Genomic DNA, 23772 nt, shown 5'->3' on the forward strand with positions numbered 1-23772 from the left:
CCATTACAGTCGATCCATAGAGCCGCCATAGACCGCCCGCAGGGCCATTTGCCGCCGATCGGCGAGCGGGATGAACTAGGAATTCGACAGCCCGGTCGCAATAAACCGGTTGGCCCAGTCGTGGGTCGCCGCCAGTTCATCGAAGAGCCATTTGCGGAAATTCCTGATATTGGGGAGATCGGCCTTCGAACGCAGCGTCGCGAAGCCATGCCCCTGGACCGTCATGATGTCTCCGGCGAACGGGATGATCAGCTTGCCGCTCCGGAGTTCCTGTTCGGCCAACAACAGACTGTCCAGGCAGACACCGAGACCGTCCACGGCGGCGCTGATCGCCATGAAGGAGCGGTCGAAGCGCGGCCCGCGCTCCAGGTCGAGCCGCACCTTTCGATGCCGGCGCGCCCAGTCGCGCCATCCCAGGACCGTGACCTCGGAGTGGATCAGCGTGTGCCGGGCGAGGTCGTCCGGCCGGCGGATCGGCTTGGTTCCGTTGGCCAGCGCTGGCGAGCACATCGGGACGATCATATCATCCGGGAAGGAGACCATGACGCTGCCGGCCGAAGGTGGACCGGGATTATAACGGATATCGATATCGACATCGCCCTGGCCGAGGTCGACCGGGATCAGGGAGGCATGCAGGCGGATGTCCAGTTCGGGATGCGTCTCCCCGAACTGAGCCAGTCTTCTCATCAGCCATTGCGACGCGAAACTCGGTGTCGAATGGACGGTCATGACGGCACTGATGCCGGCTACGGCAACGTTGCGCGTGGCGGCTTCGATGCGGGCGAAGGCGGCGATGATCTCGGCGGCGTAGTGCCGGCCCGCTTCCGTCAGGACAACGGCGCGGTGGACCCGGTTGAACAAGGCGATCCCCAACTGCGCTTCCAGCAGCTTCACCTGATGGCTTACCGCGGACGGCGTGACGGCCAATTCTTCTGCTGCACCTGCGAAGGAGCCAAGTCGTGCGGCGGCCTCAAATGCTTGAATCGATTTGATGGAGATCCTGTTTTGCATTGCAGCAGACACATGAACTGAGTTCATCAATAGCTGATTTTATTCGTTTGAGAGATTAACCACAAGCATTTACATTTTGTCTCAGCGATCGGCACCGGGGCAAAGCAAATCTCCAGTGTACTCAAAATGAGATATGAGAACTGCACGGTAAAATGTGCGATTTAATCGCTGAATACACAATATCAAACGAGGTGGGAAATGCTTCTCGCTAACAAGGTCTGCGTGGTCACTGGGGCCGCTTCTGCGCGCGGTATCGGACGGGCAACCGCCAAACTGTTCGCCCTGTACGGCGGCCGCTCGATTATTCTCGATCTGAGTGAGGAACAGGCCAGAGCGGCTGCATCGGAGCTGGGCGACGCCCATCGCGGCATCGCCTGCGACGTGACCGACAAGGACGCCTGCATCGCCGCGGTCGAGAGGGTGGTCGGCGAGTTCGGACAAATCGACGTGCTGGTCAACAATGCCGGCATCACGCAGCCGCTGAAGTTCATGGACATCGCGCCTGGGAACTACGATGCGGTGCTCGACGTCAATCTTCGCGGCACACTCTACATGAGCCAAGCGGCGATCCCGCAGATGCGCAAGCAGCGCTCGGGCTCCATCGTAAACATGTCGTCGGTTTCGGCCCAGCGCGGCGGCGGGATCTTCGGCGGACCGCACTACAGCGCCGCCAAGGCCGGCGTGCTGGGTCTCGGCAAGGCCATGGCCCGTGAACTGGGTCCGGACGGTATCCGCGTCAACTCGGTCACCCCCGGCCTGATCCAGACCGACATCACCGGCGACAAGCTCACCGACGATCTCAAGGCCGAAATCATCAAGGGCATTCCGCTCAGCCGCCTGGGCAATGCCGAGGATGTCGCCAGGGCCTGCCTGTTCCTGGCCTCGGACCTGTCCTCCTACATCACCGGCGCCACCATCGACGTCAACGGCGGCATGCTGATCCACTAAGAAGCGGTGGCCGGCACTGCTCGGCCGCCCCGTCACCTCACTCGTGTGTCGCTACGCCTTATGGCCGCGCCCCCGTGCCCATGCCCATGCACGCGCGCATGACCGCGCCCGACACCGACGATGCTGGAGATAATTGTGCAAACTAATCCACTTGGACACAACGTGGACTTGGCCGAACGCGCCTACCGCATCCGCCGCAACGCGCTGCTGATGGGCGAGGTTCAGGGCCAGGGCTACATCGGCCAGGCGCTCGATATCGCCGACGTGCTGGCCACGGCGTATTTCCACGCCATGAGCTATCGCCCGGAAGATCCTCACTGGGAAGAGCGCGACCGTTTCCTGCTGTCGAACGGCCACTACGCAATCGCCCTCTACGCGGCGCTGATCGAAGCCGGCATCGTGCCGGAAGAGGAGCTGGAAACCTACGGCAGCGACGGCAGCCGCCTGCCGATGTCGGGCATGGCCGCCTACACGCCAGGCATGGAGATGTCCGGCGGATCGCTGGGGCTGGGTCTGTCGATCGGCGTCGGCATGTGCCTGGGACTGAAGCGCAACGGCTCGTCGTCCCGCGTCTACACCCTGTTCTCCGACGGCGAGCTGGACGAGGGCTCCGTCTGGGAAGCCATCATGTCGGCCGCCCACTGGAAGCTGGACAACCTGATCGGGATCATCGACGTCAACAACCAGCAGGCCGACGGACCCTCGAGCCAGGTCATGGCCTTCGAGCCGCTGGTGGAAAAACTGCAAGCCTTCGGCTGGTTCGTCCAGCGCATCGACGGCAACGACATCGAGGCCGTGCGCTCGGCGTTCGACGCCGCCCGCGACCATGCCGAGCCGAAACCCCGCATGATCGTCTGCGATACCAGGATGTGCAAGGGCGTGCCGTTCCTGGAAGCCCGCGAGAAGAACCACTTCATCCGCGTCGATGAGCACGAATGGCAGATGGCCCTGGAGGCCCTCGATGCCGGGAGGAAGGCATGACCCGCACCACCGACACCCACCCGAACGTTGACACCAACGAAGGCGCCAGTCCCAAGCCGCGCCTGAAGACGTCGGCGATGATCGCCTCGATCGCCGCCGAGGGCCAGCGCACCAAGCCGGCGCCGTTTGGCCACGCCCTGGTCGAGCTGGCGAAGAGCCGGCCGGAAATCGTCGGCATGACCGCCGATCTCGGCAAGTACACCGATCTCCACATCTTCGCCAAGGAGTTCCCTGACCGCTACTACCAGATGGGCATGGCCGAGCAGCTGCTGATGGGATCGGCGGCGGGCATGGCGCATGAGGGCTTCATACCTTTCGCCACGACCTACGCGGTGTTCGCCTCGCGCCGAGCCTACGACTTCATCCACCAGACCATTGCCGAGGAGAACCTCAACGTCAAACTGGCCTGCGCCCTGCCGGGCCTGACCTCCGGCTACGGACCGAGCCACCAGGCGGCCGAGGACCTGGCGCTGTTCCGCGCCATGCCGAACATGACCGTACTCGATCCATGCGACGCGCTGGAGACCGAGCAGATGGTGCCCGCCATGGTCGACCATCAGGGTCCGGTCTACATGCGCCTGCTGCGTGGCCACGTGCCGCTGGTGCTCGACGAGTACGGCTACCAGTTCGAGATCGGCAAGGCGAAGATGCTGCGCGACGGCGCCGACGTGCTCGTCATCTCCTCCGGCATCATGACCATGCGAGCCCTGGAAGTCGCCAAGTCGCTGGAAGCAGACAAGGTGGACGTGGCGGTGCTGCACGTCGGAACGATCAAGCCGCTGGACGGCGAGACGATCCTGCGGGAAGCCGCGCGCAGTGGCCGCATGGTGGTGGTCGCCGAGAACCACACCGTCGTCGGCGGCCTGGGCGAGGCGGTTGCCGGCCTGCTGCTCCGCTCCGGGGTGACACCGAAGTTCCGGCACATCGGCCTGCCGGACGAGTTCCTGCTCGCCGGCGCCCTGCCGACACTTCACGACCGCTACGGCATCTCGGCCGAGGCCATGACGACGACCATCAAGGGCTGGCTCGGGTAAGCTCATCGATGTGCCGGTAGGTGCCAGGGTCACCCGCCATCGACCGGCACCTTGGCGGTGGTGAGGCCGGTACCCGCGTTCAGCGACAGGCGGCCGCTGGTCGGCGACGAGCCGTGGCCCCTGCGCCATCCCGTGCCCGCACCGCGTCGTGCGGATGATCAAGACTAACAAGCCTTTCAAAAAATAAAAAATTCGCCTCCATTTATTAGGGAGGACATCAAGTCCAGTAATTCCATGAGCCGAAGAGTTTTACCGACGGTCGGCGAGTGTTGGGCCACGGCCCAACCTACGAAGCAGGAGCCTGTAGGTTGGGCCGTGGCCCAACAAACATTGACCATACAAGTCAATGTCTTCGGACCCTCGTAAAAACTATTCATGCCGTTACAGCTTTATTTGCACAACGCAAACATAGGTAGGAAAACCGTGATCAAGTGCAGCCCACAAAGGCGGGGCATCACCCGTCGGACCCTGCTGGCAGCCGGCGCCGCGCTGCCGCTGTGCAGCATCATAACGCGCCGAGCCTCGGCTGCCGAATTCAGCTACAAGCTGGCAACCGGCCAGGACCCGACGCACCCGCTCAACATCCGCGCGCAGGAAGCGCTTGACCGTATCCGTGAGGCGACCGGCGGCCAACTCGACATCAGGCTGTTCCCAGGCAACCAGCTCGGATCGGACACCGACCTGCTGTCCCAGGTGCGCATGGGGGCCGTCGAGTTCTTCAACCTGTCCTCGTCCATCGTCGCGACGCTTGTGCCCCAAGCCAGCATCGTCAACACCGGCTTCGTTTTCCCGGATTATGATGCGGTGTGGCATGCGCTGGATGGCGACCTCGGCGCCTATGTCCGTGCCGAGATCGCCAAGCGCGGGATCATGACCGCATCGCGCGTCTGGGACAACGGCTTCCGCCACGTCACGACCTCGACACGGCCGATCCAGACGCCGGAGGATCTGCGTGGATTGAAGATCCGCGTCCCGCCGGCGGCCATGCTGACCTCGGTGTTCAGAGCCCTCAATGCGGGACCGTCTCCCATCAACTTCAACGAACTCTACTCGTCGCTCCAGACCGGGGTGGTGGAAGCTCAGGAAAACCCGCTCGCCATCATCGCGACGACCCGACTCTACGAGGTGCAGAAATATTGCAGCCTGACCGGCCATGTCTGGGACGGCTACTGGATCCTGGCTAACCGACGCGCCTGGCAGGCCTTGCCGGAGAACCTTCGCGACATCGTATCGGCCGAGCTCGACCACTCCGCGGGTGATGAGCGTGCCGACATCGCGAAGCTCACCGAGACGCTGCGTACGAATTTGTCCGCCAAGGGACTTCAGTTCAACGACGTCGATACCGACGCGTTCCGGACGGCGCTGGGCAAGACCAGCTTCTATCGGGACTGGAAGGCCAAGTTCGGCGACGAAGCCTGGCGCATCCTCGAAAAGACAACCGGAAGCCTGGTGTGATCGACATGACAAAGTTTGAAAGTACGATGCTCCCGGCAGCGGGCGATAGCCCGGCTTCCGTGCATTCCGTGACGGGCCATACGCCCGATCCCCGACAACGCACCCTGGCGGGCAGGCTGGAGGAGACGCTGGGAATCCTGGTCGAGATCCCGACCGCACTGCTGGTCGTGGTGGAGATCTGCGTCCTGCTTGCCGGCGTGATCTCGCGCTATGTCTTCCACGAACCGCTCATCTGGTCGGACGAGTTGGCCTCGATCCTGTTCCTGTGGCTTGCCATGCTGGGATCCGTCGTAGCGTTCCAGCGCGGTGAGCACATGCGGATGACGGCGCTCATCGGGATGGCGTCTCCGAAGGTGCGGGCGTTCCTCGAAGTGATTGCGATTGCCCTCCCGCTCGCATTCCTGCTGCTGATTATGTACCCCGGCGTTGAGTTCGCCTACGAGGAAACCTACATCACGACCCCGGCGCTGGAAATCCAGAACGCCTGGCGGGCCGCTGCGATTCCCGTGGGTACGGCGCTGATGATCGCGATGGGCCTGCTCAGGCTCGCCCAGGTGGGAAACTGGCGGCTGGTGACGGGAGCACTGGTGCTGGTGTTGGCGATCGGCGCGCTGCTTCTGGCGCTGTCACCTGTTCTGCGCCCGCTCGGCAACTACAACCTGCTCATCTTCTTCGTGGGTCTGGTCGCGGCCATGGTGTTCGCCGGTGTACCGATCGCCTTCTCCTTCGGACTGGCGACCTTCGGCTATCTCGCGACCACCACCCACATGCCCATGATGGTGGTGATCGGCCGCATGGACGAGGGCATGTCGCACCTCATCCTGCTGGCGGTGCCGCTGTTCGTCTTCCTGGGATTGCTGATCGAGATGACGGGAATGGCCAGGGCCATGGTCGCCTTTCTCGCCAGCCTGCTCGGCCACGTCAAGGGCGGGCTGTCATACGTGCTGATCGGGGCGATGTACCTGGTGTCGGGTATTTCGGGCTCCAAGGCGGCCGACATGGCAGCCATCGCCCCGGTGCTCTTCCCGGAGATGAAGCAGCGCGGCGCCAAGCCCGGCGATCTCGTTGCCCTGCTGTCCGCCACCGGCGCCCAGACGGAGACCATTCCCCCGAGCCTCGTGCTCATCACCATCGGGTCGGTCACCGGTGTCTCCATCACCGCCCTCTTCACCGGCGGCATGCTGCCGGCCGTCGTGCTCGGTGCAGCACTCTGCATAATGGTATGGTGGCGCTACCGGGGCGAGGACCTGTCGCATGTCCGGCGCGCCGGCGCCGGCGAGATCGGCCGGTCGCTGGTGATCGCCTTGCCGGCGATAGCCCTGCCGTTCGTGATCCGTGCCGCAGTCGTCGAGGGCGTGGCTACCGCAACGGAAGTTTCCACGATCGGCATCGTCTACTCGATCCTGGCAGGCCTGCTGGTCTACCGGCAGTTCGACTGGCGCCGGCTGATGCCGATGCTGATTGAAACCGCGGCATTGTCGGGTGCTATCCTGCTGATCATCGGAGCCGCGACCGGCATGGCCTGGGCGCTGACCCAGTCGGGCTTTTCGAGCATGCTGGCGACCGCGATGACCTCCCTGCCGGGCGGCACCGTGTCCTTCCTGGCGGTTTCCATCGTCGCCTTCATCATCCTGGGCAGCGTGCTGGAGGGTATTCCCGCGATCGTGCTGTTCGGACCGCTTCTCTTCCCGATCGCCCGACAGATCGGGGTGCATGAGGTCCACTACGCCATGGTCGTGGTGCTCGCCATGGGCATCGGCCTGTTCGCGCCGCCGTTCGGTGTCGGCTACTATGCCGCCTGCGCGATCAGCCGGATCCATCCCGACGAGGGGATGAAGCCGATCGTCGGATACATGCTGGCACTGATCGCCGGCCTGATCGTGGTCGCTGCCGTGCCTTGGATCTCGATCGGCTTCCTGGACTAAGCAGATCACCGCTCCCGAAGGGAACCGCTCATGAAGATCGCACCAGAAGGAGCGGTGTGCCTTGCGGGGGCGGGTTACGGCCTTGTCCGACACCATCCGGAACGCTGGTCACGTGTCCGGGAACAACGCTTCCCGGTAAGTTGTCCCAACACTTGCTGCCACGCACCGCACTTGATCAATCATAAATAACGAGTGGAGGAATGACATGACGACGATCGGCTTCATCGGCCTTGGCTCCATGGGTCTGCCCATGGCCTTCAACCTGCTGAAGGCGGGCTTCGGCGTGCGGGGATTCGACCTGCGGACCGACGCCGTCGGGCTGCTCGAAGATGCCGGAGGGACAGGCGCCGGCACAGCCGTCGATGCGGCACGCGGAACCGACGCGCTGGTGCTCATGGTGGTGAACGCGGCCCAGGCCGAAACGGTGCTGTTCACGGACGGAGCCCTGGACCAGCTGGCACCCGGAGGGATCGTGGCGTTGATGGCAACCTGCCCGCCGGGAGTTGTGACGGATCTCGCCGCGCGGGTAGAGGCCACGGGCCGAGGGTTCGTGGACTGCCCCGTCTCGGGCGGCGTCGTCGGTGCCGTTGGCGCCACGCTCACGATCATGGCGGCGGCGCGCCGGTCGGTGTTCGAAGCGGCCAAGCCCATCCTTGAGGCCATGGGCGACAAGGTCTACCACGTAGGGGAGGAGCCGGGACAGGGCGCCACGGTCAAGACCGTCAATCAGCTGCTCTGCGGGGTTCACATTGCGGTGGTAGCCGAAGCCTTCGCGCTCGCTGTCAGGAAGGGCGTGGACTTGGGCATCCTGCTTGAGATCATGAGCGGTTCCTCGGCGTCGAGCTGGATGCTGAAGGACCGTGGACCGCGCATGCTCATGGCCGATCCCGAAATCACGAGTGCGGTGGATATTTTCGTGAAGGATCTCGGGATCGTACTCGAAGCTGGCCGTGACGCAAAGGTGGCGCTGCCGCTGGCCGCCGTCGCCCACCAGCTCTTCCTCGCCACTTCCGGACGCGGCGACGGGGCTGCCGATGACAGCCAGGTGATCCGCACATACCACGTGATGAACGGAACCCGCGATCTCCCTTCAGGGAACTAGACGGCGATCCTACGGAAGCTCCGTCACCGGCGACATCCTCCGGGGATGGGAAAAGTCCCTTGCGCGGTCATGAACCATACGATCAATCGAACGACAGGCCAAAACGACTTGGGCGGGCGCAGCCGCCCACGTCACGACGGCTCTCCCGCCGGTAAGTGCATGACAATGGGCTCGCTCAGGAGCATCGGCTCGAGCGGCGCCATGAAGCGCGCGTGCGCGTCGCTCGGCTCGAAGCCTTGCGTGTGGGCCGCGAGGTCACGCCAGATCACCTCGAGCAGGTAGACGTCGGGGTCGTCGAGCGTCGGCACGAGGCGGTACCGCAAGCAGCCGTCCGCTCCGGCGAGCAGCGGCGCGACGCTGGCGAATGCGCGCTCGAACGCAGGGGCGGAACCAGGCAGAAGGCGCAGAAGCGCAAGTTCGGTGATCATTCGTTCTCTCCTCTCGGGGCGGACGGTCTGGGCAAGCCCTCCCCGACCGTCCACGCGACGTGTCAGGCGGCTCGCTGGGCTGAGGGCGGAGCAGCCGCCTCGCCGGACACGTCGATCACGACCTTGCCGCGCAGTCCCCGTGCGGTGCCGTTCTCCAGCAGTTCATGCGCTTCAGACATGCGGGCGAGCGGCAGCGTCGCGCCGATCACGGGCTTGACCAGGCCGCGCTCGACGACGCTTGTGAGCGCGTCGAGCTTGCCTCGGTTCTGACGGGTGAACACGAAGTGGTAGGCCGCGTTCTTGCCCCAGGCGTTGACGAGGTTCTGCGGCTGCGCGATGTCGACGAGACTGACCACGCGCCCGAATGCCGCAAGCGTGAGTGGGCTTCGCGTGAGCGTGTCACCGCCGATCGTGTCGAAGACGACGTTCACGCCCTCTCCCCCAGTCAGTCGGGCAACCGCCTCCACATAGTCTTCGGTGGTGAAGTCGATCGCTTCGTCGGCGCCGAGCGAGCGCACGAAGTCGTGATCGCGGGCGCGCGCCGTCGTGATCACCCGCGCGCCGATCGCCTTCGCAACCTGAACCGCGATCGTGCCGACGCCGCCCGCGCCGCCGTGGATGAGGATCGTCTCGCCGACCTTCAGCTCCGCGCGCTGGACGAACGCCTCCCAAACCGTGCCGCCAACGAGCGTCAAGCTCGCCGCCTCAAGATGCGTGAGGTTCCGGGGCTTGCGGCCGACGAGTTCGACGTCGGCGACGTGCTGCTCGGCATAGGAGCCGGCGTCGCCGAAGATCTTCGGTGTGTAGTAGACCTCGTCGCCGACTGCGAACTCGCGAACGTCCGAGCCCAACTCCTCGACAACGCCCGAGATGTCATGGCCGATGATCGCGGGCAACGGCACGTAGTCCGTGTAGTCGCCGCGGCGGATCTGGTAATCGAGCGGATTGACGGCAGTGGCGTGCACCCGCACCCGCACTTGGCGCGGACCGACCTCCGGCACCGGCACCTCGCGCAGTTCGAACACGTCCGGCCCGCCGAAGCGGGTGAGAACGGCTGCCTTCATGGTCTTGGTCATAACGCTGTCCTTTCGGTAGGAGAGGCAGAGGCGGGCTCCGTGGCCCATGGTCCCGTGGGGACAGTTCCTATTTGACTTGTCGTGATTGCCCTCGGTAGCGGGTCTGACTTAGGATCAGTTTCAACGATACTTTGAAAGCGGCGCCATGGACGTGAACGACTTGAATCTGTTCGTGCGCATCGCTCAACTCCGGAGCATCAGTTCCGCGGCCCGCGACTTGGGTGTCACTCCGGCGGGAGCGAGCGCCAGACTGGCGGCGCTCGAGAGAAAGCTCGGGGCCAGGCTTCTCCACCGAACGACGCGACAGGCGACCTTGACCGAGGACGGCCTCGCCTTCCTGCCGCATGCGGAGCACGTTGTGATCGCAGCAGAGGCCGCCCGAGCGGCGCTCGGGCGGGAGCAAGCCGCTCCGCGCGGCACCCTGCGGGTGGCGGCTCCGGCCTCGTTCACGCGCATGCATATCGTGCCAGGTCTGCCCGGCTTTTGCAGACAATATCCCGACTTGGCCCTCGACTTGCGCATTTCGGACAGCGTTGCCGATCTCGTCGAAGGTGCCTTCGATGTGGCGGTTCGCTATACCGATCTCAGCGACTCGTCCTTCGTCGCGCGGCGGCTCGCTCCAGATAAACGGGTGCTGGTCGCGTCGCCCGAGTACATCGAGCGGCGCGGGCGGCCGAATACGCCCGACGACCTCGCGGAACACGCCTGCCTCGTTGTCGGTACGCTCGATCTCTGGACATTCCGAGGAAAGGGTGGAGAGCTGATAGAGCGGCGTGTCTCCCCCGGCCTACGAATCAATGACGGCGGTGCCGTGCGCGATGCGGCCTGTGCGGGGCTCGGCATCGCTCTGATGGCCACTTGGTGCGCCGCGGACGAGCTTCGATCCGGCGCCCTCGTACCAGCCCTTCCCGAGTACCCGCTCGTCTCGACACAGACGCTTTGGGTGCTTTACCCAAGTTCGCGCGAACTGGCACCGAAGGTGAGGGTCTTCATCGACTGGCTCGTCGAGAGATTTGGGGGCCAACCGTACTGGGATCGAGGCCTCGAGAGGATCTTAGGGAACAGCCGATGACGCTCGCTCCTGAACACTCGGATTGCTGGACCCGTCCAATCGACCAGCCGGTGGGTCGAACCGATTTCGGCGGACGCAGGTGTGTTTTCGTTTCCCTGCGATCCCAGCTTTGCTCATGGCGGCTGCACCTCCTGCCCCGCATTCAGGTCCGACGCATGACCTTCTCGGTGACGTTGTTGCGCCAGAGGTCGGATGAGCGCATGTAGCGGCGGGCGACCTCGACCGACTTGTGGCGGGTCTGGCGCATGACGTCGTGGATCTGGGCCTCCGCCTCGGCCGCCGCGGTGGCGAGCCCGGCGCGCAGGCCAGCGTGTTGCGCGGAGGGGGAAGAGGCAAACGAGCCCCCATTCCCCATCGTTGATCAGGCGACGCGGACGGAGTTCGGGCATCCAAGATCGAGCATTCGGTTGAGGACCTGGGCGGCGATGGCGACTTCGGTGGCGCGGGCCCCGTCGCTGTGGAAACGCAACTGATCACCGATGACCTGCTTCCAGCGCGCGAACTGGCCCTCGACGCGGGCTCTTTCGTTATAGCCGCTGTCGCGCTGCCAGGCCATCCGCCCTTTCCCGGCAATCGCCTGGATGTGACGGTCGCGCTGGTTGGGCTCGGTGTCGGCTGTGGCGCTGAACACGGCATCAGCGCGGGGTGGGACGATCACCTTCGCGTCCGGATGGCGCTCGTCCAGGGTGGTGTACACGCCGGTTCTGTCATAGCCGCCGTCACCGAGGAAAAGCTCGACCGGCTCGGCGATCTGGTCGAGCAAGGGTTCGACCTGCGACGCATCATCGACGTCGCGGTCGGTCAGGATGGAGGCGACAATCCGGCCGGTCACCGCGTCAAAGCCGATATGCAGTTTGCGCCACGAGCGCCGCCTGCTGGTGCCGTGTTTCTCGACCAGCCATTCACCCGGACCGCTCAGCTTCAGCCCGGAACTGTCGACCAGCAGGTGGATCGCACCACCGGTGATGCGGGCCTGCGCCGGCAAATCCAGCGTCTGGGCCCGTCGGCTGAGGGTGGAGAAGTTTGGCACCGGCAGGTCGAGGCCGAGCAACTGGAGGATCGAGCCGATCAGTCCCTCGGTCTGGCGCAGCGCCAGGCGGAACACAGCTCGCAGGATCAGAGCTGTCGTAATTGCGAGGTCCGAGTAGTGAGGTTGACCGCCCGGCGTAGTCCGCGGCGCCGCTTTCCACGCGACGATCGCCTCATCCGTGAACCACACGGTGAGACTGCCACGCTGCCGCAGAGCCTCGTTATAATCGGACCAGTTCGTCACGCGTCGCTTCGGCCGCGGAATGTGGTGGCGGCGGGCAGCGTTGGCTTTATGCGGCATGAAGGCGGGATCCGGAGCATCGAAACAGGTTGTCCCTTACGCGATCCCGCATATCCCTGCAACACGCCAACATACATCCTCAATAGCAGCGCCTTCGCGAGAGATAGCAACCTATCAGGCCCAAGACGCCGCTCCCGAACACCGTAAATGTACTCGGCTCAGGGATTTGCCCTATAAAATCGGATGACAGGACATAAATATCACTGTTGTTTACCTGCAAGAAAATCCGTTGAGTACTTGCATCAGCGTCAATGCCCAATCCACGACCCAATGCGGCAGTCGATATTGCGGCGATTTCCCTTCCTCCGGCATCAACCTCGACGATTCTCTCGCCAAAAAAATCATTAAGGAAAAACCCGTTTGTAAACGATGAAGTTATGTCTTCTGGCCCCGGAAATCCCGGAAAACTATTGGAGACCGACACATCTCTGACGACATTCCCATCCCGGGCGTACTGGCGAATAACGTCACTCGCAAACATTGCCTGCCAAATGCTATCGCCCCTGACTAGAATACCGCCACCGCCGCCAATCGGCACTGTAAACTCCCTGAAAATAGCAGACCCGTCCGTGCGCATCTCAACAATATTACCTACTCCATCGCCAACACCAAAAGCAAACACAAATAGATGACCTGTAACCCGGTCAAAGCTTAGGGACGTTGGATAGGATCCTGCTCGGTAGGCTTCTTCGAAATCCAATTCTTTTATTGCGTTTCCATCAAGATCCAGAGTGTAAATGAAGCCTCCTCCGGAGCCGGACCCGTGAGCAAGATGAAGAACGTCGGAGACAGGATTGTACGCTAGGCCAAGGGAGTTTCCTGCTGGGTGTCGGCTGAGAATGGAAGTGATGTCAATGTCCCTCAAAATAGGACCCGCCTCCACTCGCCGTGGACCGAAGGTCACTACGGCCAAGAGTACGAAGCATACGGCGAGATGCATTTTCATAAGTTTCATTGAACCGTCCCCGCTTGTTTCGTCGGGATAAGGCCAAAATCGTCTCAAGGCCCAGATCGGCTAACGAGTGTACACTCGCATTCCTGCGTGACAAGCAGAACCATGTCGGCCTGGAGAGCATGTCAAAGTATGGGAGATCAGGGTAGTAGGCGACGTTTGCGGCGGATAGGCTGGCCGCTGCAGCAGCGGCAACCCTTGGGACGACGATGCGTATTGAGAAGCTGTTCGCAGACAGGACGTGCCGGCGAGAGCACCAAGAACCGTGGGAGATGCTCCAGCAGCGGGGACGCCTGCACGCTCAAGCGTTCCGATTTTCCAAGTAATTTGGCCAGCAGATCTGCACCGCACTGATCCAAGCTGGCTAACCTCCCACGGTTCTTGGTGCTCCCCAATCCCGGCGCCGGAGTGACGTCGAACAGCCCGCTCCTGCCCATTCGAGGACGCGACGGAGAAAATCACCCGCACCCGAGCTGGAACCCGGTGGTCGGCTGGACTGAACGGCGATAGCCCTGAACTTGCCTGACGGCACCCTGCCCCTCTCACTGCTCACAACCCGGCGGCCCCTACCAGGTTGAGCGGGAGCGCTCGCGGCTGCGCGCTTCCAGCGGCTCGCCGACCCCGCTTCCCTGGTCCCGCAACCGATAACAGCGGCAGCGCCGTACCACCACCGTCCATTCCTGCCGCCCTTTCATTACTTCTGATAAGGGGGCGGAATCAGAACTGACGGATCTGGCACGTTTGAACCGCCCAGGATTTCTTCTGAGTTTTTTGTGTCCGCGTGCTGGAGCCCTGTCCCCGGCGTTGGACGTCGTCGGTCCATACAACGTTGTACGGTTACCGTTGCCGCGCCTTGCGGGCGGCATAGCGGGCGTCACGGGCGGCTTTTTGCTCCATCAGGGAGGTGACGTCGCGCGCGGCCTGGTCTGCGGCCTTTTGCAAAGCATCCGCTTCCTGCATGGCTTTTTCAGCCTGCTCAGCGGCATACCGTTCGGCCTCTTTGGCGGCCAGCTGGGCCTTGGCGATCTTCCGCTCGGCGGCCCGGACGTCCCGGGCAATGACTGCGGCTCGGCGGGCTGCCTGCCGTTCGACAACTGCAGGGTCATCCGGCCCCGGCTTCGCGCGGAACTTGTCCAGCTGGACCTTTCGGGCTTCCGCGGCGGCGTTCAGCCGCTCGTTAAAACCTTTTTCCCTGGTACCGCTCATCTTGTTCAATCCACGTTCTCTGACTTCACCGTTGTCTCAGCAGACTGTGGCGTTGATCCGCCGCCATCGGCCCGATCCGAATCGGGGGTAAAACCCGTTCCGGTTTGATCTCTTAGCGCCTTCGGACGCCTCTCGTAAACGGTTTGTCGTGGGAAGCAGACCCTTCAATTCCGCGCCCTCGGCGCCCCGCCCCAGCAGTGAAGAGATGAAAAGAAACTTTAGTGCAGAAATCAAGGAGTTGGTGACTTTCGTCTTTTTCCACATAGGTCAGGCGATCTGGCGGGACACTCGGAAGGTTTGAGTACTTTGGTCCGGGTTCTCTGTCGCCGGGCAGCGCATGTCAGCGCCCCTGATGTCCCCGCTCGATTAATCGGAACCTGCCATTCCTTGTGGGAGGCCTGACTTGGGTCCACCCCTACAACTGCCTGACAGCCCGACAGGCTGTTTTGCCGATGGCTCCCTGCGATCCCAGCTTTGCTTTGGCGGCCGCACCGCTGTACCCGTCCTCAGGTTCGGCGCATGACCTTCTCGGTGACGTTGTTGCGCCACAGGTCGGATGAGCGCATGTAGCGGCGGGCGACCTCGACACTCTTGTGGCGGGTCTGACGCATGACGTCGTGGAGCTGGGCCTCCGCCTCGGCCGCCGCGGTGGCGAGGCCGGCGCGCAGGCTGTGGCCGGAGTAGCTGCGGGTGGCGCCAACAACGAGGCTGCCGAAGGTGCTTTCCATTAGCCCCGGATCGCCGTCGCCGACTGCCTCGGCGGTACTTTTGACCAGCCGGACCACCGCCTTGTCCGACAGCCGGGTGACGGTCATGACGCCGCCGGCGCGCAGGCCGACGAACAGGGGATCGTCGGCGTGGCGGGCGGCCCGGTGGTCGAGCCAGCGACGCAGCGCGGTGGGGGCGCACAGGTCGGGATCGTCGGAGCGCCAGACCGCGACCGCCTGCCCAGCCCCATACTGGTCGGTCTTCGAGCGCCGAACGGTCAGCACGACACCCCGGCCGTCGACGAACTCGAGATCGCCGGCATCGAGAGCGACGATCTCGGAGCGCCGCAGGGCGCCGCCGAAGCCGGCGAGCAGGATGGCGCGGTTGCGCAGGCCGAGCGGCGTGTCGGGCTGGGCCCGGACCATGCGGGCCAGCATCGCCGGCGTAATCGGCGTCGCCTGGCGCACGGGCCGGGTGCCCCGGCGCCGGCGGATGCCGTCCATCAGCAGGGCGATGCTCGGGTGACCGGGGTCGAGCGACAGCCCGACCAGGCGGTGGGCGGTGACGATCGCGGCGAGGTGGACCTGGAGCGTCGCGACGGCGAGGCGTTCGGCTGCGGATGTCAGGTACATGCCGACGATCCCGGGGTCGCCGCTCAGCGCCGGCAGGCCGAGGCGGACGCACCAGGCGTCGTACTGGCGCCAGGCCGAGCGGTAGGCGCGCAGTGTGCCGGGTCCACGGGCCTGGGTGGCGTAGATCGCGGCCTGGGCGGCGAGGTCGCGGATTTCGTCGGCGCGCCCCGGATCAAAGCCGCCGGCGGGCAGCACGAGATCGCCGAGAATGCCGGTGGCGATGATCAGGTCTCCCCGATCCGCCACGTCAGCCAGCGGGTCGGGATCAGGGGTGTTCGGGCGCGGCGGCACCGTCATCACCGTTCTCCTCACCAGAGGTTTCCGCGGGATCAGGGGCTTGTTCGGATGGCCGCTCTCCGGGCCTGAACTCGGCCAGGATCTGTTCGGGTGTCGGCAACCGACCGGCAAGGTCGGGAGGCAGAGCCTCCGCCAGCCGATACTCGGCGACGCCGATCGGGCTGGCGATGTCCCGCAGCGCGTACTCGACGACCAGGCCGTTGCGCGCCTTGCACAGGATCAGGCCGATGCTCGGGGCCATGTAGTCGCGCCGCAGCAGGTCGTCGACGGCGGCCAGATAGAAATTCATCTTGCCGGCATATTCCGGGATGAAGTCACCCATCTTGAGGTCGATCACGATGAAGCGACGGAGATCGAGGTGGTAGAACAGCAGGTCGAGGTAGAACGGCTGCCCGCCGATCTCCAGGGGATGCTGGCTGCCGACAAAGGCGAAGCCCATGCCGAGTTCGATCAGAAACTTCCTGAGATGTTCGAGCAGACCTCTTTCAAGGTCACGCTCGCGTACCGCCTCGCCCAGCCCGAGAAAATCGAACTGGTAGGGATCCTTGAAGATCTGCTCGGCCAGATCGGACTGGGCAGCCGGCAGGGTCCGTCGGAAATTCGTCGCCGCCCTGCCCTGACGCAGATGCAGACGGCTCTCGATCTGGTGAACCAGGACGTTGCGGCTCCAGCCGTGCTGGATGGCGGCCTGGGCGTACCAGCGGCGGGTCCCGTCATCGCCGGCCTTCTCGAGCAGGGCGATCTGGTGCCACCAGGGCAATTGTGCAAGGACGTCTTGCACGAAGTCGCGGTCCGGCCAGGCCGCAGCGAAGGCCCTCATGTATTTGAGGTTCCGGGCAGACCAGCCGGCAACGCCGGGAAACTCGCGCCGAAGATCAGCAGCCAGACGGTCGATCACCCGGGCGCCCCAGCCGAGGCGGTTCTGCCGCTCGAGGATCTCGGTGCCGACCTGCCAGTACAGCAGGACCAGCTCGCGATTGACGGCCAGGCCGGCCCGCAGGCGGGCATGGCGGATGCGGTCCTTCAGGTCCGCCACCCACTCCGCGTAGCCCGCCGGCCCGGGCACCGTGTCCTCCGCCATGTCCCCCCCTGCCCCGCCGCCGCGCCGTGCCAATAGCCTCAATTTCTCCTCGAGGTAGCTGTAACGTAAGTTTCACCCGTGCGCAATGTCCGAAAAGATGAATTGTCGGACATTGCACCTGTTCGTTGGCGAAAGGCGTTGTCGGATCCTGGACATCGACATTAAGAAAAAGGTACATGTCTCAAGTCAAAGTGCTTTTGATTTGATAGACAGCTTCAAACCATTGTATTAATTCGATAAATATCAGAATCGGGAGTGCTTGGAGAGTGACGGCATGCCGCTGTGGGCAGAAGGATGGCTGACTTGTTCGTCTCCGGCGAAACCGTCGCCGCGCTGGAGCACGCCGCCATCGCCGTTGGACGGCTTGATGCCGCCCTGGCCGGCAACCCGCTCCGGCGCGCCTGGACCTTCTGGAGCGAACTCGACGCCGCCCGGCGCCACGCCGAGGCCGACGGCCGGAAGGTCGACCTGTTCCGCCTCGCCGCGCACCTCCACGGCCTGCCGCTTCGGCTTGGCGACACCACCTCCGCGCCCGAGCGCGGCCGCGAGATCGCTGGCCTGAACTACGCGATCGAGCTGCGCTCCTGGATGGCGGCCCCCGATCCCGAACAGGTACGCCTGCGCGACATCGCCGTCGACAGCCTGCGGAACTGCGGTAGCGGCCAGCCGGCGCTGGTCGCCGCCGCCCGGGGCATGCTCGACTGGCTGGCGGGACAGGGTAGCCGGCCTGCCATCCGGACCGCCGTGCCGCTCTTCCTGCGCGAGCGCGGGGTCACGATCCACGCGCTGGCCGCCGTCACCGGCGGCGATGCCCTGCGATCCGGGTCGGACGATCCCGACGGCTTCGCGGTGCGCTTCCTCGACGCTGTCCGGCGCGAGGCTGCGGACAGCCGCGACATGCTGCTGACGATGGAGCGGGAATGGCGCGACGCGCGGACGAAGGTCGGTCGGCGCACCGGCGCCCGGTCGACTTCCCGGCTGCCTGCCGCGGTCGATCTCCTGGCCGCTGCGCCGCTGCTGTCAATCTCCGCCCTCGCCGAGGCGCTGGACTGCTCGATCGAAGGCGCCTCGCGGATGCTGGATGCCTTGGTCCAGCTCGAGGTCGCCGCCGAGGTAACCGGCCGGACCGGGCGGGGGGCGCGTCGGCTCTACGGCCTCAAGCGCCTGCTGCCGATCCGTGCCGTGACCACGGCACCCCAGCGCCGGACGACGATCGGGCAGCGGGGACGGCCGAAGCGGGTCCTGACCGCACCCTTTGCCGAACTGACCGACAGCCCCAGCATGGCGGAAGCGACGCCGGATGTCGAACCCGCCGAGCCGGCGCGCCTGGCGCCCGCGAGCTTTGACTTCGACGCCCTGGATCGGCTGGTTGCCGCCGCCGACGAGCGGACCCGCAACGTTCGCCGCCTGCTCGACCGGATCGCCCGCGGCTACAAGCCCGTCCTTCGGAATGGCGAAACAGAAGAACCAGGAACGTCCACATTCTGATCGTGCCGAGACAGGAGGATCGGTCTTGGAGACTGGAACGCAACCAAGCCGGCCGATCAGAGCGGATTGGCCATGGCGAACTCGTCGAGAATGAAGTCGACCCACTGGTGGAAATGTACGGCATCCACCGACGTGCCCAACGGCCGCGACCTGAGCGGCCGGTCCATCGCCTTGCTTCTGGCAAGGTTGAGCCATCTCTGCCGCTGCTGCGCTACCATGGTACTCAGCAGATACATGGCGCGGCATGCAGGCCGATCGAGATCGCGGGTCATGCCAGCGGACCAATCGGCCGGCTGACCACTACGACCCAGAAGAACGAGATCGCCGAACATCGTGGTGAGCCAGCGTTCGAAGACGCGCGCCGGGCGGTCGACCTTGACCCTGTGCCGGCCGCACCACACGGACCATACGTCGACCAGGGCGTCGATGGGAGCGCCCGGAAATTCCGCCCGCAGCCGATCCCGCGCCTGTCTGGTCAGCCTGCGCCCCAGCAGGGCCGGGCTGATCTCCGGCCCTGTACCGACCGGCGGCAGATCGAGTGCCAATTGGGTGGCGGCATCCTGGAACACGGCCTCCATCTTGGGCGGCGGCAGAATGCCGGCCGGCCCTTCGACGACGAAGGTAACGTGGGTCCGTCGGCGCGTTCTTTCGTCGGCGATCAGCTCATACCGCACATGGAACGACGCGTACCTGTTTATCTCCTCGACGGCGACCCTGAGGACGCGGCGCTCGAACGCGCCCCATGAATCGTAGCTCGACGCCGCCGCGTTCAGCACCTGGCGAAGGTCTCCGACGGACACGGTCCAGGAAAAGGTTTCACGATCGGCATTGGCGCACAGCAGCTGATACAGGCGGTGGCTGTAGCCGGAGGTGAGTTTGGCCAGGACCTTGAGCTGAACCAGGAAGCGCTCGCCGCGCACCGACATCAGCTTCTCAAGCTCGGGACTGAAGCGCCAGTACACGATACCCTGGTTTTCGGGTACGTCGGACAGCGTCACGAGGCTGATGTTCATGTGGCGCAGGTTGTCGTCGCCCGGCGCGAAATAGCCGATGGTGATCACCGAGCCCTGGAGCTTCTTGGCCGCGGCCAGCAGGCTTTTGTTGCTCTTGTGGCCCTCCCAGCCCATTGCCCGCTTGATGTCGGTGGCAAGCGCCGAATAGAGGATCGTGCCGGGCTGGGACCTGCCGCTGGCAACCACGTTGACGACCGAGTCGGTCGCATGCGCCAGCATTGCGTCAAGCAGCTTGCGGTCGGTCACGGAAAGCTCGGGATCGACGACCTCGATCAGCTCCCTGACCTTGAGAAAACTCGGATCGCCGTGAATCCAGTTGGAAACGGCCAAGGGGCTGGTCCGCGGGGAGGGGTCAGCCTGCACGGCCCGCGCTTTCCGGAGCGGTTCCGGGTCAGACACTGCCTCGTCGTCGATGTCCTGCAAGAAAGCCCCACCCGCTCCCGGTTTCCGCCATGGCCCCCGTTCCGTCATGGTGACTCGTTGGGGTCCATGCTGGCAACCCGGCACACACGCGAAAAAGCATCAGGATGACGCAGCGGGGGCCATAAAGGCATCATGGCCCCGTACCGCATCCAACGTCGAACGGAATCCGGCCGATCATAGATCGGCCACACGCCCAGCTGCCCCATTCCATCTGCGGACAGATGCCGTCATGCCCTCTGCAACGTCATCGTGACGCACCGGAGGGAGTAACGGCACCGGCATGGCGCCGGCACGGCATCGGCGCACCGCACCCGCGCATCCATGGTCCCGACTCCGTCACGGTGACTTATCAGGGGGCATGACGGCACCCGAGCGCCTTTGACCGAAGTCGGTGAAGGACACAGGTCGCCGCAGTGCCGATGATCCAATCCCATCGTCCCGCCTTTATGGCCTCCGGTGCGTCACCGTGACGGATCGGAGGTCATCATGGCTGGAGACGCGTCCGCCGCACCTACCGATAAGTGGGACGCTGCGCCTTCCGTGACGACTCAGGGGACATGAAGGCTCGGCAGTGAGCGGTCGACCGGCCCGGATCGTCACGGCAGGTCTCCACCTCATGGGATTCGCACACAGTGACGCGCCATGGGGCATGCAGGCACCTGGGCCGATGGCGCCATCATGCTCCACTCGATGTCACGATGTCGGCACAAGGGGCATCGAGGCACGGTCACGGATGCCAGTATTCCCTCCGGAACGTCACTGTGACGCCACGGGGGCCGTAATGGCGATGAATGATGCTGAAGCCATGCCTTGAATGAACCCTGCATAACACCACGGAGAACCATCAGCGACCAATTTGACCCGGCGGCCTCCGGTTTCGTCGCCCTCCACGGAACGGTACCCGTGCGAGCGCCGGATCGAGCGGCAGGGTCAGCCGATACCGCGGATGACACGTCACGGCTCGACGCCGTTTTTGGAAAGGAATGACTGCATGGAGGAGCAATCCAGGCAGAGAGTCGGCCTTGTGCCCATTGCAATCTTCCAGCACCCGGACTGCGGCTGCGAGGAGCAGGGCATCTATGGGTTCATGTCCACGCATGCTTGCCGACGCGGCTATCTGTGGCTGGGTCTCGCGACCATTGCCGAAGCCGTTAAACTGGACCGCGGCAAGGTCCGCCGACGTCTGGAGAAGATGACGGCATTGGGTTTCGTCGAGCGGCTGCCTCATCCGGACCCTGCAATACGGTGCTGGATGTACCGGTTGACCGGGCATGCCCGTCTCGTCGACGGACTGCTTGGAGAAGATACCGGTCCAAAGGCCGGACTCTCGCGGAACCCTGCTGGTGAGCGGGTTTACGCCGATGACGAACGGCACGACGAACACGAACACCTTGAACACCTTACAGAAGATTCTCTCTCTCGCGCGACGGAGCGCGCGGGGAGAGAGCCGGGCATCAATGCCGGGACAGGATCGGAGCCGAGCAAATCGGCTGTTCCGGACTACCCTGCTCCGCTGTCTCCCGGATGGACCCCGACCGATGCCGATCTGGCATTCGCCGGCACCGCTCGAAGCGACCTGACGGCCTCAGACGTGGCCGCCGTGACCGCAAAGTTCGTTGACCGATACGGCGGCCAGCGGCTTCCCGACCCCTCGTCAATCTTCCGTTCCTGGATCAAGAGAGAGATCAAATCCGATGTCCATGACGCCCGGAACCGCAATACTGGATCCCACCGGGACGGCGCCACCCGCGCCAGCACCAGGATCCACGATCATCGAGGCATCGCACAGCGGAACCGCGCGGCCGCCGACGATTGCCTACGCCGTATCCTGGCACGACGAACCGAGCATCTTTCTTCCTGAACGGCTTGGAGATCTCGAATCGCAGTTGCCGGCAGCAATCGCCCAAGCGACTGCCGCATTGGCTCCCGGCCAGGCGGTCGAGGTTATCGAAGCGCTCCAGGCGCTCGCCACCCGGCGCGGTTTCGACCTGCCGGACGGGATCGCCCTCGAGATGGACGTCGAAGTCCTGGCATCATGGCCGAGGGACCTCTTCGTCAGGGCCTTCCGCATTGTCTGGGAGCGCTTTGCCTACAGGCGGTTGCCGGAAGTCGCCGATTTCTACGAACCCATCAAGATGGCCATGACCGAGCGGCGGGAACGGCTCGCCAGGCTTCAGTCCCTCAAGCTGAAGCTGGAGACGGTAAGGATGCGGGAGAGGCTCGATCAGGAAGCCAGGCAACGCCACGCCGCGCGCCGCGAGCGCGAACTGGAGACGCTGCGGGCTGCGGCAGGGCGGGCAGCTTCCCATACCGGCTCCGGTCCTGAGGCCGAAGACCCGGTTCACCCCAGCCCGGCTATGGTGGAACCACAGGAAAATCGATCCGGGATTGACGATTCGGCTGCCGGACAAGCGTCCTGTTCTGCAGCGGAACAACCCGTTCTGCCGGAAGAGCACGGTGCCGATGTCGGCGAAAATTCTTCAGTTTCATCGGACAAGCACGCAAGCCGAACTCAAGCCTTCCCTTACAGGCTCCGAAGTGACCGATCCAGATCGAGCCCCTTGGCAGTCGTCAAGGCGGGCGGTGGAGGATCGGCAATCCTGCCGAACAACAAGGCGGAAAGAAGACACCGCCCAGGAAAGAGCCCGCCGCCGACCTGCCGAAACGATCGCTTGGGCATGAGTGCCGATCGAGGCCGACTATCGAGAGATGCAACGGTCAGTCTTGAGATTCCCGGAGTCCGCGACCCGACCGCGCATCGCTCGCAGATCGACCGCCAGCACTTTGCCGGCGTGGGCGCTGTGGATGACACACCTGCTCCAGCAGGCGGGTCGAACCGAGTTCTGCGCCGAAGAGGCGCACGTGTCCGTCGGTTGGCTCCTTCCAAAACCTTGACAGCCGACTTGAAGAAACAGCAGGGTGACTGCGAACTCCGATGGGTGGAATATCCTCATGGCCATAATTGTCGTCGCCACCACCAAGGGCGGTTCAGGCAAGAGCACCCTGGCCGCCTGCCTGGCCGCCTATTGGGCGAATGACCCGGGCAGCGTCGAGGCCCTCGATACCGACCCGAACCGTAATCTACTCGCCCGATTGAGCGGAACCGGCATTCCCTGCGTGTCGGTTGACGAAGAGGCCATCCTGCCGACCATCGGCGAAGCGTCGCAACGAGCCGGCCTCGTCATCGTGGATGTCGCAGGCACGCTGGCGCGAGGTCTGCTCTATGCTGTGTCGGCAGCCGACATCGTTCTGATTCCATGCCGGCCCGACCGGAACGACGTTGTCGAGGCGGTGCGAACTCAGGAGGTCATCCGCCAAGCCGAAGCCATGATCCGCCGCAAGATCCCCCACGCGGCCATCTTGAGCCAAGTCAACCGCAAGGCTGTCGTCACGACGCAGACGCGTGCTCAACTCGACGCCTTGGGGGTGCCGTATCTTTCACATGACATACCCGCCCGCACCGCTTATCAACAGGCCAGCTACACCGGCTCGCCCTTGAACGACTCCTTCGTGCGCGAGGACATAAACGCCATCGCCCTTGCCGTTACCGAACTGATGGAAAGTACTTGATGGCTACCCGGAAGAGCTCAGCGGAAGGCGGCAATGGTAC

21 protein-coding genes are annotated in these 23772 nt (G+C 64.2%); 11 read left to right on the top strand and 10 right to left on the bottom strand.

Going from position 1 to position 23772, the window contains the following annotated elements; all coding sequences use genetic code 11:
- Positions 1-75: 75 nt before the first annotated feature.
- Positions 76-1038, bottom strand: coding sequence for a LysR substrate-binding domain-containing protein (locus tag N826_RS23810; RefSeq protein WP_345769883.1), 963 nt, complete (start codon positions 1036-1038; stop codon positions 76-78).
- A gap of 171 nt (positions 1039-1209) precedes the next feature.
- Here N826_RS23810 and N826_RS23815 point away from each other — a divergent pair, with 171 nt between their 5' ends.
- The 6 genes from N826_RS23815 to N826_RS23840 all read left to right on the top strand — a co-directional run bounded on the left by N826_RS23815 (position 1210) and on the right by N826_RS23840 (position 8456).
- Positions 1210-1959, top strand: coding sequence for an SDR family NAD(P)-dependent oxidoreductase (locus N826_RS23815; protein ID WP_044432894.1), 750 nt, complete (start codon positions 1210-1212; stop codon positions 1957-1959).
- 135 nt (positions 1960-2094) lie between these two features.
- Positions 2095-2940 carry a transketolase gene (locus tag N826_RS23820; protein ID WP_244619596.1) on the top strand — a complete coding sequence of 282 codons (846 nt, stop codon included), beginning with the start codon at positions 2095-2097 and terminating at the stop codon, positions 2938-2940.
- The gene (locus N826_RS23825; RefSeq protein WP_044432898.1) at positions 2937-3974 is read left to right on the top strand and encodes a transketolase family protein; all 1038 of its coding nucleotides are present in this window, start codon (positions 2937-2939) and stop codon (positions 3972-3974) included. The genes N826_RS23820 and N826_RS23825 overlap by 4 nt, the downstream gene beginning before the upstream one ends.
- 423 nt (positions 3975-4397) lie before the next feature.
- Positions 4398-5429 (top strand): TRAP transporter substrate-binding protein, encoded by a 1032-nt coding sequence (locus N826_RS23830; protein WP_244619595.1) that lies wholly within the window; start codon positions 4398-4400, stop codon positions 5427-5429.
- A 5-nt stretch (positions 5430-5434) separates the two neighbouring features.
- On the top strand, positions 5435-7354 hold the full coding sequence (locus N826_RS23835) for a TRAP transporter large permease (RefSeq protein ID WP_084721133.1): 1920 nt from the start codon (positions 5435-5437) through the stop codon (positions 7352-7354).
- 205 nt (positions 7355-7559) lie between these two features.
- Positions 7560-8456, top strand: a complete 897-nt coding sequence (locus N826_RS23840) for an NAD(P)-dependent oxidoreductase (protein WP_044432900.1) — start codon at positions 7560-7562, stop codon at positions 8454-8456.
- A 131-nt stretch (positions 8457-8587) separates the two neighbouring features.
- Here the strand turns inward: N826_RS23840 and N826_RS23845 are convergent, their stop codons facing one another.
- Both N826_RS23845 and N826_RS23850 read right to left on the bottom strand, forming a co-directional pair.
- The gene (locus N826_RS23845) at positions 8588-8884 is read right to left on the bottom strand and encodes an antibiotic biosynthesis monooxygenase family protein (RefSeq protein WP_044432902.1); all 297 of its coding nucleotides are present in this window, start codon (positions 8882-8884) and stop codon (positions 8588-8590) included.
- Positions 8885-8946: 62 nt separating this feature from the next.
- Positions 8947-9960 (bottom strand): zinc-dependent alcohol dehydrogenase family protein, encoded by a 1014-nt coding sequence (locus N826_RS23850; RefSeq protein WP_044432904.1) that lies wholly within the window; start codon positions 9958-9960, stop codon positions 8947-8949.
- Between the two features lie 145 nt (positions 9961-10105).
- Between N826_RS23850 and N826_RS23855 the strand changes: the two genes are divergently transcribed.
- Positions 10106-11032 carry a LysR family transcriptional regulator gene (locus N826_RS23855; RefSeq protein ID WP_044432906.1) on the top strand — a complete coding sequence of 309 codons (927 nt, stop codon included), beginning with the start codon at positions 10106-10108 and terminating at the stop codon, positions 11030-11032.
- A 142-nt stretch (positions 11033-11174) separates the two neighbouring features.
- On the opposite strand, the gene N826_RS23860 is transcribed toward N826_RS23855, so the two are convergent.
- From N826_RS23860 to N826_RS23880, 6 genes are all read right to left on the bottom strand, one after another.
- Positions 11175-11387 carry a site-specific integrase gene (locus N826_RS23860; RefSeq protein WP_044432908.1) on the bottom strand — a complete coding sequence of 71 codons (213 nt, stop codon included), beginning with the start codon at positions 11385-11387 and terminating at the stop codon, positions 11175-11177.
- A 6-nt stretch (positions 11388-11393) separates the two neighbouring features.
- Positions 11394-12362: an IS5 family transposase gene (locus tag N826_RS23865; RefSeq protein ID WP_044432910.1), complete on the bottom strand. Its 969-nt coding sequence runs from the start codon at positions 12360-12362 to the stop codon at positions 11394-11396.
- Between the two features lie 79 nt (positions 12363-12441).
- A complete protein-coding gene (locus tag N826_RS43280) occupies positions 12442-13317 on the bottom strand; it encodes a PEP-CTERM sorting domain-containing protein (RefSeq protein ID WP_147040705.1) in 876 nt (291 codons plus the stop codon).
- Between the two features lie 834 nt (positions 13318-14151).
- The gene (locus N826_RS23870) at positions 14152-14520 is read right to left on the bottom strand and encodes a DUF6481 family protein (protein ID WP_044432911.1); all 369 of its coding nucleotides are present in this window, start codon (positions 14518-14520) and stop codon (positions 14152-14154) included.
- 506 nt (positions 14521-15026) lie between these two features.
- Positions 15027-16157: a site-specific integrase gene (locus N826_RS23875; RefSeq protein ID WP_044432913.1), complete on the bottom strand. Its 1131-nt coding sequence runs from the start codon at positions 16155-16157 to the stop codon at positions 15027-15029.
- Positions 16126-17238, bottom strand: a complete 1113-nt coding sequence (locus tag N826_RS23880; RefSeq protein WP_063772302.1) for a PDDEXK nuclease domain-containing protein — start codon at positions 17236-17238, stop codon at positions 16126-16128. The genes N826_RS23875 and N826_RS23880 overlap by 32 nt, the downstream gene beginning before the upstream one ends.
- A 294-nt stretch (positions 17239-17532) precedes the next feature.
- On the opposite strand from N826_RS23880, the gene N826_RS23885 reads away from it, so the two are divergent.
- The gene (locus N826_RS23885) at positions 17533-18726 is read left to right on the top strand and encodes a dimerization domain-containing protein (protein ID WP_044432915.1); all 1194 of its coding nucleotides are present in this window, start codon (positions 17533-17535) and stop codon (positions 18724-18726) included.
- A 56-nt stretch (positions 18727-18782) separates the two neighbouring features.
- Here the strand turns inward: N826_RS23885 and N826_RS23890 are convergent, their stop codons facing one another.
- A complete protein-coding gene (locus N826_RS23890) occupies positions 18783-20162 on the bottom strand; it encodes a replication initiation protein (protein WP_044432916.1) in 1380 nt (459 codons plus the stop codon).
- 946 nt (positions 20163-21108) lie between these two features.
- On the opposite strand from N826_RS23890, the gene N826_RS23895 reads away from it, so the two are divergent.
- From N826_RS23895 to N826_RS23905, 3 genes are read left to right on the top strand one after another with little or no spacing between them, the layout of a single operon-like run.
- Entirely contained in the window at positions 21109-22023 is a 915-nt protein-coding gene (locus tag N826_RS23895) for a helix-turn-helix domain-containing protein (RefSeq protein WP_147040703.1), read from the top strand.
- Between the two features lie 25 nt (positions 22024-22048).
- A complete protein-coding gene (locus N826_RS43285; protein ID WP_147040701.1) occupies positions 22049-23200 on the top strand; it encodes a hypothetical protein in 1152 nt (383 codons plus the stop codon).
- A complete protein-coding gene (locus N826_RS23905) occupies positions 23115-23732 on the top strand; it encodes a ParA family protein (RefSeq protein WP_044432919.1) in 618 nt (205 codons plus the stop codon). The genes N826_RS43285 and N826_RS23905 overlap by 86 nt, the downstream gene beginning before the upstream one ends.
- The last annotated feature ends 40 nt before the right edge of the window (positions 23733-23772 follow it).

It is taken from the genome of Skermanella aerolata KACC 11604, assembly GCF_000936425.1.
In the GTDB taxonomy this organism is placed as follows: domain Bacteria; phylum Pseudomonadota; class Alphaproteobacteria; order Azospirillales; family Azospirillaceae; genus Skermanella; species Skermanella aerolata.

Excerpts from the sequence above, each read along its gene's own strand:
- N826_RS23835 (WP_084721133.1), top strand. The coding sequence starts at position 5,435 with ATGACAAAGTTTGAAAGTACGATGCTCCCGGCAGCGGGCGATAGCCCG.
- N826_RS23865 (WP_044432910.1), bottom strand. The coding sequence starts at position 12,362 with ATGCCGCATAAAGCCAACGCTGCCCGCCGCCACCACATTCCGCGGCCG.
- N826_RS43280 (WP_147040705.1), bottom strand. The coding sequence starts at position 13,317 with ATGAAACTTATGAAAATGCATCTCGCCGTATGCTTCGTACTCTTGGCC.
- N826_RS23885 (WP_044432915.1), top strand. The coding sequence starts at position 17,533 with ATGGCTGACTTGTTCGTCTCCGGCGAAACCGTCGCCGCGCTGGAGCAC.
- N826_RS23875 (WP_044432913.1), bottom strand. The coding sequence starts at position 16,157 with ATGACGGTGCCGCCGCGCCCGAACACCCCTGATCCCGACCCGCTGGCT.
- N826_RS23880 (WP_063772302.1), bottom strand. The coding sequence starts at position 17,238 with ATGGCGGAGGACACGGTGCCCGGGCCGGCGGGCTACGCGGAGTGGGTG.
- N826_RS23815 (WP_044432894.1), top strand. The coding sequence starts at position 1,210 with ATGCTTCTCGCTAACAAGGTCTGCGTGGTCACTGGGGCCGCTTCTGCG.
- N826_RS23905 (WP_044432919.1), top strand. The coding sequence starts at position 23,115 with ATGGCCATAATTGTCGTCGCCACCACCAAGGGCGGTTCAGGCAAGAGC.
- N826_RS23870 (WP_044432911.1), bottom strand. The coding sequence starts at position 14,520 with ATGAGCGGTACCAGGGAAAAAGGTTTTAACGAGCGGCTGAACGCCGCC.
- N826_RS23860 (WP_044432908.1), bottom strand. The coding sequence starts at position 11,387 with ATGGGGAATGGGGGCTCGTTTGCCTCTTCCCCCTCCGCGCAACACGCT.
- N826_RS23845 (WP_044432902.1), bottom strand. The coding sequence starts at position 8,884 with ATGATCACCGAACTTGCGCTTCTGCGCCTTCTGCCTGGTTCCGCCCCT.
- N826_RS23825 (WP_044432898.1), top strand. The coding sequence starts at position 2,937 with ATGACCCGCACCACCGACACCCACCCGAACGTTGACACCAACGAAGGC.
- N826_RS23855 (WP_044432906.1), top strand. The coding sequence starts at position 10,106 with ATGGACGTGAACGACTTGAATCTGTTCGTGCGCATCGCTCAACTCCGG.
- N826_RS23840 (WP_044432900.1), top strand. The coding sequence starts at position 7,560 with ATGACGACGATCGGCTTCATCGGCCTTGGCTCCATGGGTCTGCCCATG.
- N826_RS23895 (WP_147040703.1), top strand. The coding sequence starts at position 21,109 with ATGACACGTCACGGCTCGACGCCGTTTTTGGAAAGGAATGACTGCATG.
- N826_RS23810 (WP_345769883.1), bottom strand. The coding sequence starts at position 1,038 with ATGAACTCAGTTCATGTGTCTGCTGCAATGCAAAACAGGATCTCCATC.
- N826_RS23850 (WP_044432904.1), bottom strand. The coding sequence starts at position 9,960 with ATGACCAAGACCATGAAGGCAGCCGTTCTCACCCGCTTCGGCGGGCCG.